This window comes from Microvirga zambiensis WSM3693 (assembly GCF_016735695.1).
In the GTDB taxonomy this organism is placed as follows: domain Bacteria; phylum Pseudomonadota; class Alphaproteobacteria; order Rhizobiales; family Beijerinckiaceae; genus Microvirga; species Microvirga zambiensis.
This window is the reverse complement of record NZ_JAERQD010000091.1, coordinates 1-16,503: the sequence shown is the minus strand read 5'-3', so window position 1 is coordinate 16,503 and position 16,503 is coordinate 1. Positions and strand designations below refer to the sequence as shown.

Genomic DNA, 16,503 nt, shown 5'->3' with positions numbered 1-16,503 from the left:
CCGATCTGGTAGTTGTAACCGATCTGACCGCCACCGGTGAAACCGCCATCCCCGCCGTTGTCGGGGAAGAACAGCGTACCGGGGACCGCACCGCCGAGAATGACGGATTGGCGGTTGCTGTCGCGCCAGCCCCAGCCGGCGTTAACACCGGCATAGAAGCCGGTCCAGGTGAAGATCGGAGCCGCGATGATCGGTGCCGGGGGCGGTGCCTGACTGGGCAGGTCCGCAGCTGAGGCAGCCGTGATGCCGACAGTGGTGATGGCTGTAGCGGCGAGGAGTCCGAGCAGACGCGCTTTCATATCCTTACATCCCTTGTACGTGAAGCCCCAGTGAGGAGGAGTATGTACAATTGTGCTGTCTTGGCTATGGCATCTAAGCAACACATGGATAAATACATCCGGAACGCCTTTATTTCTGCATGAATACATGATTAAAAAATCACTAATACTGCCAGGCATTTGACTCGATATCATTTGCGTGGCCTACTTATCGGGCTCTCGGAGGACTCCGATGGCGAGGAGAGCACTCAACCCTGCCCTGTTCCCCCGGGGCAGGGTTTTTTGCGGGTAGCCTGTCACCGTTGTGAACAACTCGGCCGCCTCGAGGGTGTGTCGGCTTCGGCTCGAAGCGGGTAACGGGTGCTATATCCGGCAACGCCGTCTTTTGATTGTGAGGCTTTGCCATAGCGGCCGGACGCCCTAGATCCTGCCGGCCATGGACCAGCTCACACCTCAGAGGGTCTGAAAATCAGGGTCGTAGTTCCATTGCTATAAACTGAACCGGCATTCGGTAGCAAAAACCACCAGACTTGATTGAGCCCGTCCGGTAACTTCCGGCTCCATTTCTGGAGCGGGACAACGTGAGCGTTGAAGAGGAACTGAAGAGGAAGCGCGTCGAGTTGCTTGGCGAAGTCGAGGAGTTCGTACTCAGGATCGAGACCATCAAGAAGCAGGTCTCCGCCATCGATCAGGTAATCGCAATCTACGACCCGGTGCATGTGCAGAACGCGACCTTAAGGATGGGGCACAGGCAATCCAGACAAGCGCTCCCGATCCCGCCCGAACTGAAGCGGCTCAATAAGACCGAAGCAATCCTTGAGGTGCTGCGCGAAGCCGGGGAGCCGTGGCATGGGGCCTTCGAGCACCTTCCGAGAAGTGACTTTAAGAGACTTGCCGGGTACTCGTTGTGTACTGGATCCATCAACGGCTCACAGAGACAATTTCGTATAAGGCCATTCTGACGCAGGTCCGTTCGCAGCCCGACTTACTGCACCCGCTGGATAGCCGGCAGAGACCAGGCACCATCCGCGACCTCCATCTTCGGTGCGTAGAGGCGCAAGGCGAGCCTGAACTCGCCCCCCTTGGGCGCAGGCAACCAGTTGGCCTGTTGCTCCGCACCCGGCGATTGGTTCTAGATGTAGGTCGTGAGCGAACCGTCGTCGCCGAACTTCATGCCGCTCCGGTCACCGAGCGCATAGCGGTTGATGGCATTGGGCACGAGGTGGCTGTCGGCGTCGTACATCGTCAGGGACCAGAATGCGTTCACCGGCGGGATCTCACCGTTCGAGAAATTCAGGATGTATTTGGTGGCGGCGTTCAGGGCTGCGCCGTCGCCATCCTTGCTCGCAAACAGGTAGACGGCATCCTCTGCCCGATTGCCGCCGAGTCCATAGAAGGTCCAAGCGGCGCGATAGGGATAGTTCGTGCCGGACCGTCCCATGTCGAGCGTGATTTCCCAGCCGCTCACGTCCTTGCCACGCGTCGTTGCCTGCATCTGCCTTTGCCCGGCAGTAACGCCGTCCTCGAGCGCCTTGCGCACTTCCGCGGTGACGCAGCTATGCTGAATGATGCGCCCGGCGCGATACCAAGCCGCCCGATCCGTGCCATGGTTGCCGGGTCGCAGGCTCCGGCGGATTGGTGACCAGCAGGGCGTTCAGGCGGCTGAAGAAAGCCTCGGGCGACATTGCCAGCACCTGCGCCGGAACCGACGTGCTGGTGTCCACTCCTGGCTTGAGCGGCACGTCGGTGGGAGGCGTATTGGCTTTGCCCCATTCCGACAGCGGCACCAGCTTGAATTGGTCTTGCAGCGCATTCACCGCGGCGTAGTCCTCCTTGCCACCCGTATAGGTCCGCCCCGCGATGAGCACCAGATTGGTCGGTACGCGCAGCTCGGTCAGGCCAGTGGGGAGTGCGCCCTTCCAGTCGGGGCCGACGATGGCGACGTTGCCGCCTTTGCCGCCGACCGTGCGCGAGCCTGGCGCGTGGGGCACGTTGTTCCAGGCATCGATGACCTGCGTGAGCCAGTAGCGGTTGCCCATTTCGGGCATAGACAGGACGATCTGACCCTGCGAAACGTCGAGGCAGGCGAGCGAGTAAAGCGTATCGACGTTGAGGCCGACCACCGTCCTGTTCGAGGCCTCAGGGAATTCCCCGTAGTGCGCGAACTGATTGATCGGCGCGAAGGGTCCGTGAGGATTTGCGACATGCGTGACGGTATCGATCCGCGTCGCGAGGTAGACCAGCGGCATTCCAAAGACCCAGGCCTCCGGCGCAAGCGTGCGGGCCTCGTCAGGCTCCATCGCTGGATTCATCTGGGCGAGGGCCGAAAGCGGGACCAAAGGCAAAGTTGTTGCCATGGCGGCGAGCAGGGCAGCCCGACGATTGAACTGTGGTGCCATCTCGCTCCCATTCCTGTATGCAAGAGCTGAGAATGATCGCTAGGAGACTTGGTCCCAGCTACCGTACCATAGCTGAGGCTTTCCTGCTGAGAGGCAACCCTGATGGATGACCTTTTGGCCTCCCCCATAGCTGGCGCCGCTGTAACTGCTCCATCGTCAACCTCAATCTTTCCACGATCGCAAAATGGAATAAACCAAGCTTGGCTAGGCACTTAATTGCTACTTGATGGTCTTTGCTACCGAATGCCGTAACGAAAAGTCCAGCGGTGGATTGTGGCATGGTCTACAGAGATCCCATGCTTCGCCGTCATCTTCTCCAGATTACGCAGGCTGAGTTAGCTGACGATGATTGAGCCGTAATCCACGCCAATGGTTGGGCTATAGGGCATGCAGGTCACTTCGCACAGCATGATGGATGCTTCCATGGCCGTCTTGCAGGCTATTAAGGATGTCAAGCCCGCTTGCCGCCAAGGTCATCTGCATCCAGCCTGAGCATTTCTGCCAGCCTGTTTCTGGCACGGTTGACCCGGCTCTTTACGGTGCCGACAGCACAGCTCAATGCTGCCGCCGTTTCCTCATATGAGAGACCCTCCATACCGACGAGCAGAAGAGCCTCTCGCTGGTCCTGGGGCAATCTGCCGAGCGCCGTTTCCAGCTCTTGGAGAACGAGTCTGGTCTCCTGGTCTGCGCCGGTTGTCATCTCGGCAGCCAGCCGACCGTCGACGTCTTCGATCTCTCGGCTGGATCGACGATGATCTGAAAAGAAGCTGTTGCGCAGGATCGTGAAAAGCCATGCCTGTAGGTTCGTGCCTGCCTGAAAACTCTCCTGCCTACTAAGAGCGCGAAGAACCGTGTCCTGAACCAGATCCTCGGCGCGATCCACCGCCTTGGTCAGCGATATAGCATAGGCTCGGAGTGGCGCGAGATTGACCATAATCCCGTCCATGAAAGCTTGGTCCACTGGCTCGGTATGCACACGGATGGTCTGCGCCACACGTTGGGCGAGTAGGCGCAACTGTTGGGGCAGCTTACTCTCAGCGGGATCGCCATAAAGCGCACGCAACTGCGCGCCGAGGTGGGCCTGAATGGAGGCGTCGAGGCTACCCTGTGACACCTTCGAGGGGCTGTCTGTCATATGGGGAACCTGGACTTGGAAGTGATCCGGATGAGGGCTTACTGAACAGGCGAGCGACGAAGCGGCAGGAAGCAGCCCTAGCTGGCTGCGAAAATCCTGTCAGAGACCCGCAAGCGGATCAGCTCGCGTTTCGCTTTCGCGTTGCTGCTGCCTTCTTTGTGGAGGCCGAGCGCGCTGCGGCGGGACGTTTGGCGGAGGCCGCCCCTCCGATAGCTCCTCCCTTTTTCGCAGGTGTATTCGTGTCCTTCTTGCCGCGTCCGGAGCCGGTCTTGTTGCCGCCACCGCTTTCCTTGTTAACGGTCGCCCAGGCCTGCCGCTCGGCCTCCTTTGCTGGCGTGCCTCGCTTCTCATAGCTTTCCTCGATATGTTCGGCCTTGCGCTTCTGCTTGTCCGTATAGGCTGACTTGTCACCGCGCGGCATGGACCGCCTCCTTGAATTGCGCGCGGAAGTCCATGATTCCGGCGCCGGTTTCCTGGAGTCGAAAACGAGCAGTCGAAGTCTCTGTTCCCTGCTGGATGTTAGCAGACCTTGATATGATAGCGACAACTCCTCCCCGCTGGCTGGAAGCCGGAAAGCCACTGATCTGTCAGGCCATGATCGGCCGATCTGCTCGACAACGGTCTCAGTATCTGATTGGGCGATTGGGATGGTGGAGACGTCGGCGACGGATGGCGTCAGTCCCGAAAAGGTGCGTCGCGTGAAGACGAAGCCAGCAAGCCAGGTGCCTGACGTTGGTTCTAGCGCGGCGGGCTGGAAGATCCGGCCTTGACCTACATCATGGGGATAAGGCTGTCCCAGACGATCCCAAAGGCGAGCGCCGCCAATAAACTATGGAAAACGTATCTTTCGCTCTCCACGACAGACCTTTGTTTCGTCACGTACTCGAGGTGTGGTTGTCGATCGAGATTGATCGTGAATAGAACTCTCTGCAAGCCATCGGCCACTTTCAGTTGCCAGCTGTTCCAGCTATCGCCTGCGTCCTCATGCTCGGTCAGGATTTCTTGAACGGCCAGGATGGCCTCAGCTTGAGCGGCTTCCAAGCTGGCGCTCTCGATCCCGTCCTCGTCAAGGATGCTCTCGTCACCGGGGCCAACGAGATGGAAATAGTACCGCATGATCAGCCTCCGCTTGAGTAGGTCAATGCAGAGGCGCCGCCTCTTTACACGCCGGTGAGGCTAGCCAGCTTCGAGGCAAAATAAGGGCTGCACGTGACCGTCTCAAAGCCCTTAGGGAGTATGGTTAATATTGCGAGCTGTCAGGGTCGCGTCGGCGAGAGCAATAGTGAGGATCCGGAGGCGCGACCAAAAAAGGAGCGCCTCCTCCCCCGGTGGAGGCGCTCAGGAACGATCCGTAGGGGCTAACCTGGATCGGGACTGCTTAGATACCCTGTCAGCGATCGCAGGCCGAGGAGTAGACGATCGCAACTTGGGGCTACCCCGATCAAAGGTGAAGAGCAGCTCTCACTCACGGGCTTGTAGTGAGCCAAGCTGCGACGCCGCGATACGCTACCCGGCAGCCGGGAGCATCAGTAGCTGCCGCGGTAGGAGGTCGGCTCTTGCAGGGAGAGTCGAGAGTTGAGGCGGTCAGAGATATGCATGAGCCTTTTCGATCTCTTCGGGGGCTTCCCTTCCAGGGAGGGTCGGCCCCCAGCCGTTCCTTCAAAGTCAAGGTCAGAATGCCTGAGATCAAGCGGGATGGACATCTTTTGGAGATCGCCACGCCGAGCATGTGGAAGGAATATTAGGGCTCCTTGTACCTAGTCTTCCTGCCTATTCCGATCACAGGTGTTTGGTTCTGATTGTTATGAGACAACATGACGTTCGGCGCCTGCGCGAGCTTTTATGGCCTTCACTTTCGGAAGGCTGGCAATCATCCTGCTCGCAAGCGGTTCCACGCCTTTTTGAAGGCTCCCTTAACCGAAGAAGCAGAGCATTTGACCCGCGCCCGGCAGCTACGCGTCACTCACTGGACAACAGCCGGACTGGCTCTTTCCGGCGTTTCGATCATCTGCTTCGCATCCTGGCTGGTCGCTGGAACAGTCTCATGAGGTCATCCGGATTAGTTGGGCTTTGTGCTGCTGTGGGACGGTTTTCGGAGAGGTAGTCTGAGGATGAGAGCGGCAAAATGCTGCCCTCGTGATTGCGGAGAACCGCGATGCCCCAGATGGACTTCTTTTACTTTTTCGGAAGCTGTTACGCGTACCTCTCTGTCATGCGGATTGATAAACTGGCAGCAGAAGCTGGGGTTGAGGTTCGCTGGCGCCCTTTCAGTGTCCGCGATCTCATGACCGAGAAGGGCTATTCGCTAAAGAGCCAGACCACCAAGATGATCTATATCTTTCGTGACGTTGAACGACGCGCCTGGCTTCATATCATTCCGTTCGAGAAGCCTCCTATCTGGCCGACTGACCCAGATCAGTTGGCGAACCGCGTGGGAATTGTCGCTTTCGATCAGGGTTGGGGCCGAGAATACACTCTGACGAGCTTCAAGAAATGGTTTGAAGGGCAGGCTCTCGGAGCCGCCGATAGCCTACGGACCATCATCAGTTCGCATGGAAAAGATCCGGACGAGGTTATCAGCCTCGCCAATTCATCTGAGACGAGAGCACAGTACGACCGAGAAACGGATGCGGCGCGTCAACTCGGAGTCTTTGGCTCTCCAACATTTGCTGTAGGCCAGGAGATCTTTTGGGGCGATGATCGACTGGAAGAGGCGCTGGCGTGGGCAAAGGGGGAACACCCTGCTCTGACTGCCGCCAGCCGCCCAGAGTCGCTTCAAGCTTAACCATTCCCGATAATCTTGCCAGCCAGCGCCGGGCCAGCAGAAATTACGCTCACGGAAAGGAAAACGCTCCAAGTGAGAATCGTGGGCAATACGAGGGCGGACAGACGCTTCAGCATGGCCGTACTCCTACGTCTTTGATGTAGGTGGGCTTCAAACGGTTCGCAAGACTGCCTTCAGCTGTGCCCCTCTCACTTCAAACAGTTTTAGTCCCAGCTATCGCTCCTCCGCCGCCCGAAGATCCAGTGCGTCGATCATCTCGGCACGACGAGCTTCATAGGCTCGGACTTTCTCGGTGATCGTCTCAAGGCTGCTCCGGCTCGATCCGTAGAAGCCTATTCCAGCCAGTGTCGCGGCGATCCCGATGACGAGAACGATTGCATCGACCCAGATCAGGTCCAGGAGGGACACCACGAGAAGCAGAATACCTCCACCTACCGCTGCCTTTGCCACTACCATGCTCTTCCGACAGTGCTCGGCGGCATCGGACAAGGCGTCGATCTCAGCTTCGAGATCAGCGATCTGCTGGTGGAAGTCGATCATCCAAATGCCGCTTAAACCAAGTATGTTGCTTGTCGCACGATGTAAGAACAATTCTGATCGGTTGGAAGTGGCCGAGGAGCGGCATCCTTCGATAGCCGCTCCCCCACATGTCCGTTGCGCTCAACCTGCAAACCGATAACCTCTTGCCAAGAATGGGACAGCGAACAAGGAGTCTGAGATGAAGACCTTTGACACCATCGTGATCGGCGTCGGTGGCATGGGTTCTGCTACGCTCTGGCAATTGGCTCGCCGTGGCCAGAGGGTGCTGGGGATCGACCGGTTTGATCTCGGCCACAACATGGGCTCATCGCATGGGCTAAACCGGATTATCCGCCTCGCCTATTTTGAGCATCCCAACTACGTGCCCCTTCTCCGTCGCGCCTATGAGCTATGGCGGGAGACCGAGCAGCTTGCGAAGGAACAACTTCTCTTCGTCACGGGCGGAATCGATGCAGGTCTGGAAGATAGTCGGATCGTCCAGGGCGCATTGACTGCATGCCGGGAGCACAATCTGCCCCATGAAGTGCTGACGGCTAGTGAAACAACACAGCGGTTCCCCGGCTACAAGCTTCCAGACAATTATGCTGTCGTGTATCAGCCAGATGCAGGCTTTGTAGCATCAGAACGCGCCATCCTGGCGCACGCCTCCCTAGCTGTTTCCGCCGGAGCCGAGATCCACGGACGTGAGAAGGTGCTCGCTATCGAGCCTGCCAACGGGCGGGTGGTGGTGGTAACGGATCAGGGCCGATACGAGGCCGGGAAGGTCGTGGTTTCAGCGGGTGGTTGGATTTCCGATCTCATCCCCGCGCTCAAGACGAAAGCAGTGCCGGAAAGACAGGTTCTGGGCTGGTTCCTGCCACAGAAGCCAGACCTCTTCAGGCCTGAGGTTTTTCCGGTCTCGAACATCTCGTCTGAGGTGGGTCACTTCTACCAATTCCCGACCTGGGGCATTCCGGGTTTCAAGATCGGGCTTTATCACCATTTCCATGAGACCGGTCATGCGGACGAACTCTCCCGTGAGCCTACGCCTGCCGACGAAGAGGCCCTCCGCAAAGGCATCCGGCACATGTTCCCAGATGCCGATGGTCCGACCTTGCGGCTCGCAGCCTGCCTATTCACCAACACACCGGACGAGCACTTCGTGATCGACACCCTTCCAGGAACACCGGAGGTTGTGGTGGCGTCTCCTTGCTCTGGGCATGGGTTTAAGTTCGCCAGTGTCGTCGGAGAGGCATTGGCCGACCTCGCCACACAAGGCAGCAGCAAACTCGATCTCTCGTTGTTCGATATGAACCGGTTTGAGATGGATCGGGATCCAGGCTGATCTGTGAGAATCAGTAAGTCCCGGCAGTTCGTCGAGCGTCTTGGCTCCGATCCTTCTCGAACGCATTTGGGAATGCCTTGAGAGATCCTGCGCCGCGGTGTCCGCTCGGTCGTGATCACCCGAACCGCTTCGCGATCTGACATGGGCTTGCGCTTTACTGCCGTCCAGGGGAGTGTGACTTTCCTACTTTGCAAGATCAGGACATTCTAACTTTGCAGCTACAGCAACAAGACCGATAACATATCTAACGGAACCTGTCGCCGCCAGCGAGCGGGGTCGAAGCGGTCTCAAACCTGTAATTCCGCGCTTGCATCACCTCAGTCGATCCTTTGAGAGTTTTTGTAAGGAGTCCGTGACAGTTGCAGTCGCCGGTCTACGTCTTCTGCGCACTTCACTCGCACTTGGCATCTGGCCCTTCGGCTAGATTCAGCCGTGCGTACCTATCCACATAAATCCTCCCCAGCCGCACAGTCCCAGGCATCCTTTGGACCTCTGGAATATGGCTTGATCTGGGGCAGCGGGACAACCCGGCGGCCTGTCTCGGGGGCGAGTCACGGTGATCCAAGTAGTCCGCATAGCTACCTTCTAAGCAGTAAGCCACCCATCCAGCTACCACAACAGCAAGAAGGGCAGTAAGCCACCCATCCAGCTACCACAACAGCAAGAAGGATGGCATTCTACACACCCGTTTGGCCTCATCAGCCAGGCTGTCTCAGGATCATCGAGGGAGACAAGCCGTGCATGACATTGAAAGCGGCGTTTCGAAGCATTACGCGTCCTACGATGTGCTCGCCCGCATCCGTGCCGGCATAGCAGAGATGGGGCACGACCGAGACAGGATTTCGCCAGAAGTCTTGAAGCCAGTCGACGAGTTCCACATCGGTGGCGCAGAGGCGACAACTGCACTTCTGGAGAAGCTTGCCATTCGGTCTGATATGGAGGTGCTCGATATTGGCTCCGGTATTGGCGGCCCAGCGCGGGTGATCGCATCGCGCTACGGTTGCCACGTGACCGGCGTAGACCTGACGCTGCATTTTGTCGAAACCGCTCGTGCCCTCTCCGCGATGTGCGGGATGGCGGATCGCGTGCGCTTCGAGGTCGGCAGCGCAGTTGCGTTGCCATTGCCCGACGCCAGCTTCGACCTCTCCCTCCTTCTGCACGTCGGCATGAATATCCCCGATAAGGAGGCACTCTTTCGTGAAGCGCGCCGAGTGCTTCGCGACGGAGGAACGTTCGCGGCTTATGAGGTGATGCGTACGGGCGATGGCGACCTCGCCTTCCCGGTGCCGTGGGCCGAGACGCCGGACCTCTCGGCGCTCGAAACGCCGCAAACTTATCGCGCTGCGGCTAACGCGACAGGCTTTTCCCTTGGAATGGAGGAGAACCGGCAGGGGATCGCGCTCGACTTCTTTGCGCGCCTCCAAGCGCAGGCCACGGGCGGTACGCCACCGCCGCTGGGGTTGCACAATCTGATGGGACCGACTGTCAAGGAGAAGGTGACCAACATGATCGCGCCGGTTCAGGCCGGCACAATCACGCCCGTTCAAATGATCTTTTCAACCTAAGCAGAGCCATATTGGATCGATCCTAGAGCAAAATGGAACCTGATGCCGAAATTTTCTCGCTCTGGCGCGTATTTCGAAAACGCTGGTGTGGCCATGTCATGGAACACGCCGGGGCTTGATGCCTGAACGTTGCATTTGGTTCGAGATAACCTTCTTCCCGAACCGGCCGGGATACCTAAGACGCGCGATGGGGCTTATAGGCCAGAATCTCCAGGCGCTGAATTTCGGGGGGATCGACAAAGAGGTCGGGAGCCTTTTGGATCAACGCGACGGCCACCTTTCCTGCCAGATGAGCATCTCGGGCGGCCGCATCCGGAAACGCGTCGAAGATCGCGAACGTATTGTGATCAAATCGCACAGCGTACCATGTGGTCGTGCCCGGCTCCTCTTCAACGAGCGGCAAGGCCGAACGGAGAAAGTCGGCCGCCTCTTCCTCTTTCCCTTCTTTGGCCTCCAGTGGCACATACAGCGCGAGCTTGGTCATGTGAAAGTGCCTTTCATTTCGGCTGCAGGATGATCGAAAGGGAAATGGAGCAACCACCGACAATGCCTAGCCCCGGTCAACATGTTACCAGCGCCGCTATGGCAGCTGGGTGCATAACAGGAGCGCGACACCGGCGGCTGTCAGCGCGGGCGCCTCCCAGGAGATGCCGCGTGCGGCGGCGCACCGCCGGCTAATGCCCACTGCGGTAACCAGAACCCTGCACATGGCCATGCGGGAGGGTGTCATGGAGGACGATAGAGACCGGTTTTCGCGAGCAGCGGCGATCACGGCGGTCCTTACGCTGGGCTGCACCATCGGTGCCTTGTACCTACCGCTCTTCCTGCTGTAAGCGTCTGTCAGGGTGCGGCTCTTGCTCGGCCCTTGAGCAAACCGGTCGGCATCGTAACCCTCACGCTCGGTGTGACTCATCGGGCTCTGCAAGCGGTTGCATTCCTGCGCTTGAAGCATCCGGAACAGTGTCCTGGGAAGTTCCTAACGTCGCTGTCCGGCCATATAAGCAAGGTAGGCTATGATTGCATCAAGGTCGGTATCACTCACGGCCTCCGGCTCAAATAGCAGGACAAGCCGCATTTTACTCATGGGCTCAGGTTCACAGGCTTGTCCGCTTCGCTTCTGATCTTGAGGGCTACTTAGCCGATGGATCCTGAAAATTGGCCGTAGAGGTCCGCCGCGTGTTTTCTGCAGGATCCCGCCTCTCGCCAGAAGGGCCGCCACGCGCCGCTGCCGCCCGATCATCGGCCGCAATAAACAGCGGGCATACTCGATCCCGAATTGGAACCGGATCGGCGTTGCCGTCCGGCTCCTTCCAGCCCTTGCCATACGCCACGCCATACCTGTTCCCGTTTCAGCCAGTTGGATCGCCGTCCGGAAGCACCACAAAGATCAGAATGCCAAGGATCAAGGCCGAGAAACGGAAGGCAGATTCTATGCCGTTCCATTGCGTGGACATCCACATAGCGAACCATTCGCCTCCGACCGCGATGAAGCCAACCAGCCAGATGAGGAGACAGATCGTCAGGCCGATCACCGCGACATCCTTAGACCGGGCGAATGCCGACGGGTCTAGGATCGTTCGGAACAGCCGGATCACACCGACCCAGCAGAGTGTGGCCGCCAGCACTTCTGCCAGGATGATCAGGAGGTATGCAGCCTGATGCAGGGCCGGGCTTGTGATGGCCCGGTACCTGATCGTCGTGTCCGGAAATACGGTATCCATTGATAAGACGTGGTTCACAAAGGCGAGGTTCGTCCCGTAGTCCGTGATGTTGCCGTATGCGACGAGGCTGACCTACAAGGCGGCCGATGCAGCCAGAATGGCTTTGGAAGTCCGGATGATCATCAATGGTGTCATGAATTCCCATTCATTAAGGCAACCGAGGAATGGCAGCTTGTGGGTAGCACCTGCCTCGCCAGCACGATGGGCAAAAGGCGTATCCTTTTCAGGACGTCTCAAGCGAGATCTTCGAGGAGATCGCCACCAGCCGCAGCGCAGGAGGAAGCTACAATCGTTTGCTGCGCATTTCCAAAGCCCGTATCGCCGACGATCCCAGAATGCTAGACGTCGCTTCCACTTGGTTGCCTGCTTTCCGTTTCTACGTCTTCAATCCGCATGATAGACCCAATCTCGACAAACGGGAGATCCGCGATGCGTTCGATCCGCCCTTTCCTCAGGTCAATTCTGACTCCCTTGATCTTTCTGTGTGTAGGACTTTTGGCAGTCAATCCAGCCGGGGCGCAATCGCGGTCAAACGCAGGCCCGAGACCAAACCAAGCCGATCGAGCGACCAACTCTGCTCTGGCTTCACAACTCAGTGAGAAGGCCCTCGCGCTGTTCCAAGATGGCAAGTACCGCGAAACCATCGCGACTTTGGACCAAAGGGCCTCCGTGACGCGCGAAGACCAAGGGATGGGGCTTATACGTGCATGGTCGCTCTATCACCTTGGTCGGTACGACCTGTCTCTCAGGCTGTTCACCGACCTCGACCGTCGCCAGTCGACAAAAGATACGCAGTACGGCGTCTACTACTCCCGCAGAAAGCTCAATCCCACTCACATCGGCGACTGATCCGAGTGCCGCTCAGATCCAAGCTTGTTGCTGTTAGAGGCTGAACCGGTCTACGCAGCCCGCCGGGTGAACAGGCGATGCAATAGACCAGATTTCTCGCGTGCGAGAGCGATCTCGGCTCCCTCACCCTTCAGTCGCCGCGCCGCCTCAAGGTAGGCGTGAGCAGGTTCACTGCCAGGGCTGCCCAGGGTGATTGGGGCTCCAACGTTTGAGCTCAGCAGCACTTCCCCACTCTCCGGGATGATGCCTAACAGCGGAACGGATAGGATCTCCAGCACGTCCTCCACCTTCATGATTTCACCGCGTCGGGCACGAACGGGATCATAACGGGTGAGAAGCAGGTGCTTGTCGACGCGCTGGCCGCTCTCGGCTTTGGCGGTCTTGGCATCGAGCATGCCGATGATGCGATCGGCGTCACGAATTGAGGACACTTCTGGGTTCACCACGACAACAGCGACATCGGCATGCCGCATTGCGAGCGTCGCTCCCCTCTCGATGCCGGCCGGGCTGTCGCAGATCACCCAGTCGAATAGGGTGCGGAGATCAACGATGACGCGTGCGACCCCGTCCTCGGTCAAACTGTCCTTGTCCCGGCTCTGCGATGCCGGTAGAAGAGCCAGTGTCTCCAGGCGCTTGTCCCGAATGAGCGCCTGCGCAAGCTTGGCCTCGCCTTTGATGACATTGATCAGGTCAAAGACCACGCGCCGCTCGGCCCCCATGACCAAGTCTAGGTTGCGCAGCCCAACATCAAAGTCGACCAGCACTACTTTCTGCCCGTTCTGAGCGAATGCGGCACCCAACGCCGCAGCGGAGGTGGTCTTGCCGACGCCGCCCTTGCCGGAGGTCACGACAAGCACTCTGCCCTGTCTAGTCTTTGTCCTCGCCTTGGTATGCTTTGGCCTTGGCTTCTTCATCGCTGGCAGTTCTCCAAAGTGACCGTGAGGAGGCACGGCACCCACGCAGGCACATGCGAGATTGAGAGGTAGCAATAGCAACGACGCCGGAACGAACTGGAGCATTGCCAGATATACCGCCGTAAGCAGACCTATTCGGCGCCGAAAGTGGTTACTAGAGTGTTAACAGGCCCGAGTAAGATCAGGCAGCTCCGGGACGGATTATTAGCAATCCATTAACCATATTGCTACGACCATGGGCTGGTTGATCTGCTGGGATTCGGATCAGCCCTCTCGTTGAAAGTAGCCGGGGCGCGGATGAGCCGCCTCGGTCTGCTTTGGGGAGGTGAGTGTCCCGGTGCAGTCACTGTCTCGTAACCACAATCGCAATCGAAGTTGATCCAAATGGCAGGCACGGCATTGGTCTTGTGCCTGAACGCGAGAGAACTGCCTATGACCATTCTCGATCCGATTACCGGGAACCTCGTCACGATCGATACGTCGAGCAGACCGCGTCGCAGACATTCCTGTGTCTCTGGATGCTGGTAATGAAACGATCCTCAGCACGTCGGGTTAGACGCTGGATCATTCACAAACTGACCCGCAGCCTCGATCGGCCGTCCCACACGACAGTTCGGGCTAGCTTGTCGAGCGACGGCAATAGCAGAGATGGTGACGAAAGAATCGAGGCTCAGCGACAGTGATGCAGTGCGCACTAAGAACACCAGCCTGCATAAGCAATAAGACGTCTCGTGCGGAGGAAACTCGGCAATCTTGCTGATGTGAGAGATGACTGCTGTGGCCGTTGACTTCCCAATCCTTAGTTAAAGCGAATTCTTGTTTACTCAATTCAGGTTGGTCTTGCCACGATAGCAGATCGCCATGTTTTCTGATGCCCGTGCGCGGCTGGAGACGAGCACTTTGCCCATCTCACGATCTCGATAACACCTCCTTAGCCCTTATCGCGTAATCAGAGCCGGTGCTGAGAAAGGTGGAAGATGGCACTGCGGTGGAAGCCAACCATTCCTGACGACAACAGCCCTGATGATGTGGTGGGCAGCCTGCACCTTCACGTCTTTGCGCGGGTGTATCGTGTTTCGAGCGGTAACGACGAGGGCCGCTTCCGTTGGTATCTCAACGATGTTCCGGTCTCAGCTGGGGTTCAGTTGCAGGGCATTGAGGATACGCAGAGGAAGGCTCAACGAGCCGCCAACCTTCATTTCCAGCAGTGGCTCAAGCGGGCTGGGCTTGCGGAAGCTCCTGTGCTAGGCAAGAAGCAACTCGACCTCCCCTTTCACCTGAGTTCCCAGTCTGAGAGTGGCAAGCAGAAGCGGAAGACAAAGCTAGCTGTCAGTCCCGCAGCCGACATCGCCTGCTAGCAAGAGGGCGACGCCACCTCCAAAGATTCGTCTCACGACCGGAGCCCTCCGGACAGAGCGTTCTAGCAAAGTACCGCAGCCGAGAAGGCGCTTGCCGGCGGTTATGCCTCAGATCCGGCTGATGACACCTGCGGCGTCCCGGTTCAGGAAGGAACGATACGCTGGATTGTCGCTCTCATCCCAGTAAGGATATCCAAGCTCGTCCAGACTATGCTTGAGCTGCGCTCTCTCAGCGGTGGGAACCTGGATGCCAGCTAGCACCCGGCCATAATCGGCGCCATGGTTGCGGTAGTGGAATAGCGAGATGTTCCAGCTGGCGGACAATCCGTTAAGGAACTTCAGGAGGGCTCCGGGCCGTTCCGGGAACTGGAAGCGGAAGATCAACTCATCCTGAAGGCCAGGCGTTTGCCCGCCGACCATGTAGCGCACGTGCAGCTTGGCCATCTCGTTCTCGCTCATGTCGAGTACGGGATAGCCCTGCTCCCGCAGCATGGCGATGATCTGGCGCTTCTCCAGATCGCCTTCCGAGAGCTGCACGCCGACAAAGATCTGCGCTGCATAAGGATCCGAGTAGCGATAGTTGAACTCGGTGATCGAGCGCTTGCCCAGCAGCTGGATGAAGCGGCGATAACTGCCCGGCTTCTCGGGAATGGTGACTGCCAGCAAGGCCTCGCGGTGTTCGCCGATCTCGGCCCGCTCAGCAATGTGGCGAAGCCGGTCGAAGTTCATGTTGGCGCCGCTGTTGATCGCAACCAAGGTCTGCTGCCGCGATCCTTCCCGTTCCACGTACTTCTTCAGCCCTGCCAGGCTGACAGCCCCGGAAGGTTCGGCGATCGCACGCGTGTCCTCGAAGATGTCCTTCACGGCCGCACAGATCTCGTCCGTGCTCACAGTGATCACCTCGTCGAGGAGTTCGCGGCACAGGCGAAAGGTTTCCTCTCCGGCCTGCCGCACCGCCACACCATCCGCAAACAGCCCAACCTGGTTCAGGATGACCCTATCCCCTTTGGCAAGGGCAGCCGCCATGCTGGCGGCGTCCTCGGGCTCGGCGCCGATCACCTTCACCTCGGGCCGCAGGAACTTGGTGTAGACAGCCACTCCTGCAGCCAATCCACCCCCTCCGATTGGCACGAACACGGCCTCGAGAGGGTCAGGGTGTTGGCGCAGGATCTCCATGCCCACTGTGCCCTGCCCGGCGATCACGTCGGGATCGTCATAGGGATGGATGAAGGTGAGACCCTTCTCTGCCTCAAGGTGACGGGCGTGGGTATAGGCCTCGTCAAAGCTCTCGCCATGGAGGACCACACGACCGCCCTGCCCTTTCACCGCCTGGATTTTGATCGCAGGCGTGGTACGCGGCATCACGATGGTCGCCTTGGCACCGAGCTTCTGAGCCGCGAGAGCCACGCCTTGGGCATGATTGCCGGCCGAGGCGCAGATCACTTCCCGCTCAAGCGCCTCGCGTGGGAGCCCAACCATCCTGGCATAGGCGCCGCGCAGCTTAAACGAGAACACTGGCTGAAGATCTTCGCGCTTGAGTCGAACTGGGCTTCCAAGGGAGCTATGGCGGGAACTGGGTGATGACGGTGTGAGAAAGGCGGCGTATCGAGGCAGGTGATCAAGCCTTGCCAGAAC

At 58.6% G+C, this 16,503-nt stretch carries 15 protein-coding genes and 4 pseudogenes; 7 read left to right on the top strand and 12 right to left on the bottom strand.

Features of this window, described 5'->3' with window-relative positions; all coding sequences use genetic code 11:
- Window positions 1–299: pseudogene (locus JKL46_RS31570) on the bottom strand (outer membrane protein); the annotation flags it as partial.
- A 560-nt stretch (window positions 300–859) separates the two neighbouring features.
- On the opposite strand from JKL46_RS31570, the gene JKL46_RS31565 reads away from it, so the two are divergent.
- Window positions 860–1,240 carry a hypothetical protein gene (locus JKL46_RS31565; RefSeq protein ID WP_201842093.1) on the top strand — a complete coding sequence of 127 codons (381 nt, stop codon included), beginning with the start codon at window positions 860–862 and terminating at the stop codon, window positions 1,238–1,240.
- 23 nt (window positions 1,241–1,263) lie between these two features.
- Here JKL46_RS31565 and JKL46_RS31555 read toward each other — a convergent pair.
- The 6 genes and pseudogenes from JKL46_RS31555 to JKL46_RS31530 form a co-directional block, all read right to left on the bottom strand.
- Window positions 1,264–1,719: pseudogene (locus JKL46_RS31555) on the bottom strand (DUF1214 domain-containing protein).
- A 115-nt stretch (window positions 1,720–1,834) separates the two neighbouring features.
- Window positions 1,835–2,677, bottom strand: a complete 843-nt coding sequence (locus JKL46_RS31550) for a DUF1254 domain-containing protein (RefSeq protein WP_201842089.1) — start codon at window positions 2,675–2,677, stop codon at window positions 1,835–1,837.
- 248 nt (window positions 2,678–2,925) lie between these two features.
- Window positions 2,926–3,012: pseudogene (locus JKL46_RS31545) on the bottom strand (IS6 family transposase); the annotation flags it as partial.
- A 116-nt stretch (window positions 3,013–3,128) separates the two neighbouring features.
- Window positions 3,129–3,812, bottom strand: a complete 684-nt coding sequence (locus JKL46_RS31540) for a sigma-70 family RNA polymerase sigma factor (RefSeq protein ID WP_201842087.1) — start codon at window positions 3,810–3,812, stop codon at window positions 3,129–3,131.
- A gap of 118 nt (window positions 3,813–3,930) precedes the next feature.
- Window positions 3,931–4,233: a plasmid stabilization protein gene (locus tag JKL46_RS31535; protein WP_201842085.1), complete on the bottom strand. Its 303-nt coding sequence runs from the start codon at window positions 4,231–4,233 to the stop codon at window positions 3,931–3,933.
- Window positions 4,234–4,583: 350 nt separating this feature from the next.
- Window positions 4,584–4,928 (bottom strand): DUF6894 family protein, encoded by a 345-nt coding sequence (locus JKL46_RS31530; RefSeq protein ID WP_201842083.1) that lies wholly within the window; start codon window positions 4,926–4,928, stop codon window positions 4,584–4,586.
- A gap of 698 nt (window positions 4,929–5,626) precedes the next feature.
- Here JKL46_RS31530 and JKL46_RS31525 point away from each other — a divergent pair.
- Complete coding sequence (locus JKL46_RS31525) at window positions 5,627–5,860, top strand: hypothetical protein (RefSeq protein WP_201842081.1); 234 nt, start codon at window positions 5,627–5,629, stop codon at window positions 5,858–5,860.
- Between the two features lie 107 nt (window positions 5,861–5,967).
- Window positions 5,968–6,597, top strand: a complete 630-nt coding sequence (locus JKL46_RS31520) for a 2-hydroxychromene-2-carboxylate isomerase (protein WP_201842079.1) — start codon at window positions 5,968–5,970, stop codon at window positions 6,595–6,597.
- A gap of 213 nt (window positions 6,598–6,810) precedes the next feature.
- Here JKL46_RS31520 and JKL46_RS31515 read toward each other — a convergent pair whose 3' ends face one another.
- Window positions 6,811–7,137, bottom strand: a complete 327-nt coding sequence (locus tag JKL46_RS31515) for a hypothetical protein (protein WP_201842077.1) — start codon at window positions 7,135–7,137, stop codon at window positions 6,811–6,813.
- 178 nt (window positions 7,138–7,315) lie between these two features.
- On the opposite strand from JKL46_RS31515, the gene solA reads away from it, so the two are divergent.
- Both solA and JKL46_RS31505 read left to right on the top strand, forming a co-directional pair.
- Window positions 7,316–8,461 (top strand): N-methyl-L-tryptophan oxidase, encoded by a 1,146-nt coding sequence (gene solA / locus JKL46_RS31510; RefSeq protein WP_201842075.1) that lies wholly within the window; start codon window positions 7,316–7,318, stop codon window positions 8,459–8,461.
- Between the two features lie 737 nt (window positions 8,462–9,198).
- On the top strand, window positions 9,199–10,026 hold the full coding sequence (locus JKL46_RS31505) for a methyltransferase domain-containing protein (RefSeq protein WP_201842073.1): 828 nt from the start codon (window positions 9,199–9,201) through the stop codon (window positions 10,024–10,026).
- A gap of 175 nt (window positions 10,027–10,201) precedes the next feature.
- On the opposite strand, the gene JKL46_RS31500 is transcribed toward JKL46_RS31505, so the two are convergent.
- Window positions 10,202–10,510, bottom strand: coding sequence for a putative quinol monooxygenase (locus JKL46_RS31500; protein ID WP_201842071.1), 309 nt, complete (start codon window positions 10,508–10,510; stop codon window positions 10,202–10,204).
- Between the two features lie 865 nt (window positions 10,511–11,375).
- Window positions 11,376–11,804: pseudogene (locus JKL46_RS31495) on the bottom strand (DUF2165 family protein); the annotation flags it as partial.
- A 372-nt stretch (window positions 11,805–12,176) separates the two neighbouring features.
- Here JKL46_RS31495 and JKL46_RS31490 point away from each other — a divergent pair.
- A complete protein-coding gene (locus JKL46_RS31490) occupies window positions 12,177–12,596 on the top strand; it encodes a hypothetical protein (protein WP_201842069.1) in 420 nt (139 codons plus the stop codon).
- A 50-nt stretch (window positions 12,597–12,646) separates the two neighbouring features.
- Here JKL46_RS31490 and minD read toward each other — a convergent pair whose 3' ends face one another.
- Window positions 12,647–13,510 (bottom strand): septum site-determining protein MinD, encoded by an 864-nt coding sequence (minD, locus tag JKL46_RS31485; RefSeq protein ID WP_201842095.1) that lies wholly within the window; start codon window positions 13,508–13,510, stop codon window positions 12,647–12,649.
- Between the two features lie 977 nt (window positions 13,511–14,487).
- Here minD and JKL46_RS31480 point away from each other — a divergent pair.
- Window positions 14,488–14,868, top strand: a complete 381-nt coding sequence (locus JKL46_RS31480) for a hypothetical protein (RefSeq protein ID WP_201842067.1) — start codon at window positions 14,488–14,490, stop codon at window positions 14,866–14,868.
- Between the two features lie 108 nt (window positions 14,869–14,976).
- On the opposite strand, the gene ilvA is transcribed toward JKL46_RS31480, so the two are convergent.
- The gene (gene ilvA, locus JKL46_RS31475; protein ID WP_281400192.1) at window positions 14,977–16,482 is read right to left on the bottom strand and encodes a threonine ammonia-lyase, biosynthetic; all 1,506 of its coding nucleotides are present in this window, start codon (window positions 16,480–16,482) and stop codon (window positions 14,977–14,979) included.
- Window positions 16,483–16,503: the final 21 nt, after the last annotated feature.